Origin of the sequence: Gemella sp. zg-1178 (assembly GCF_018790995.1) — a bacterium.
Taxonomy (GTDB): Bacteria; Bacillota; Bacilli; order Staphylococcales; family Gemellaceae; genus Gemelliphila.
The window spans coordinates 1-1573 of the sequence record NZ_JAHKEI010000052.1 but is presented as its reverse complement, the minus strand read 5'-3'; the positions used below and the strand labels follow the sequence as shown (position 1 = coordinate 1573).

Here is a 1573-nt window from a genome sequence, read left to right as displayed (position 1 = left end):
CTTTTGAACTGACCCCCAAAAGTTAGACCTAAAAACTAACTAAAGGAGGTCAGTTTTTTAATGGCAAAATATAGTACAGAATTTAAAATGAAAGTAGTAAAAGAATATTTAGAAACAAACATCTCATATAAAAATTTAACATATAAATACTCAATACCAAATAAAAGCATAATAATAACAAGGGTAAATGCATACAAGACACAAGGATATGAAGGACTAAAAGTAAAAAGGAAAAATACACAATACACTTTGGAATTTAAGTTAAATGTAGTAAACTTGTATTTAAGGGGAGAAATGTCCTATCAAAGCCTAGCAAATGAACTAAAAATAAACAATCCATCAATAATAGTAAGATGGGTAAATGCCTTTAGAGAAAAAGACATAGAAGGACTAAAACCTAAAAAGAGAGGAAGAACTTCAAAAATGCCAAAGTTTCGTAAAAATTTAAAAGATACTAAAGTAGAGAGAAACTCATTAACACAAGCACAGTTAAAAGAAAAGATAAAGCAATTAGAAGAAAAAAACTATTGGCTTCAACTAGAAAATGATGTAATAAAAAAAAGATAGAATTGTCTCAAATGACAGATGCAGAAATAAAACAATTGCTCAAACAATCGAGGTCCTAAGAGACAAATACAAACTAAAAGACTTGTTAAAATACTTTCATCTTGCCAAATCAACATATATGTATTGGCAAAAACGTTTAAATAGACCGAATAAAGATATAGAAATAGAAAACAAAATACTCAACATAAGAAATGAAAATCCAAACTATGGCTACAGAAGAATAACAGCCATGTTAAAAAAATCAGGACTGATAATAAACAAAAAGAAAGTACAACGATTAGTTCAAAAGCTAAAACTTCAAGTAAAAAGTTATTCAAGAAAATCCAGAAAGTACTCATCCTACAAAGGAAGAGTTGGAAAAATATCAGACAACAAAATAAGAAGAAATTTTAAAGTAGAAAAACCATACACAAAAATAACAACAGACACAACAGAATTTAAGTATTTAGAAAAAGATAAAACAGGAACCTATCAAATAAAGAAACTCTATTTAAACCCATACTTAGATATGTACAACAGTGAAATACTAAGCTATGAAATATCAAAACAACCAACAATAGAACCAATCCTAAAAGCCTTAGATAGAGCAATAGAAATAACAAACAAAAGCAAAGGAGAAAGAATATTTCATTCAGATCAAGGCTGGGCATACCAAATAAAACAATACACATCAAAACTAGAAACTAATGGTATCATCCAATCTATGTCCCGAAAAGGCAACTGCTTAGACAACTCACCAATGGAAAACTTCTTTGGAATATTAAAACAAGAAATATATTACGGACACAAATTCTATTCATATAAGCAATTAAAGCAAACTATTAAAGATTTTATAAAATATTATAACGACGAAAGGATAAAAGAAAAATTAGGATACTTATCACCAGTAGAATATAGAAAGAAGAATACAGCATAAAAATTTCCTACCTTTAGGGGAGGAAAGATATAAAGAAATACCAGACTTAGCATTAATGCTTACTCTGGTATTAGGTACAACTTTATGGGG

2 protein-coding genes are annotated in these 1573 nt (G+C 28.5%); both read left to right on the top strand.

The genetic code is table 11. The features are described from left to right. Window positions 1-60 precede the first annotated feature (60 nt). Window positions 61-567 carry a helix-turn-helix domain containing protein gene (locus KMP12_RS07335; protein WP_215757061.1) on the top strand — a complete coding sequence of 169 codons (507 nt, stop codon included), beginning with the start codon at window positions 61-63 and terminating at the stop codon, window positions 565-567. 1 nt (window position 568) lies between these two features. After that, window positions 569-1483 carry an IS3 family transposase gene (locus tag KMP12_RS07330; RefSeq protein ID WP_215757062.1) on the top strand — a complete coding sequence of 305 codons (915 nt, stop codon included), beginning with the start codon at window positions 569-571 and terminating at the stop codon, window positions 1481-1483. The last annotated feature ends 90 nt before the right edge of the window (window positions 1484-1573 follow it).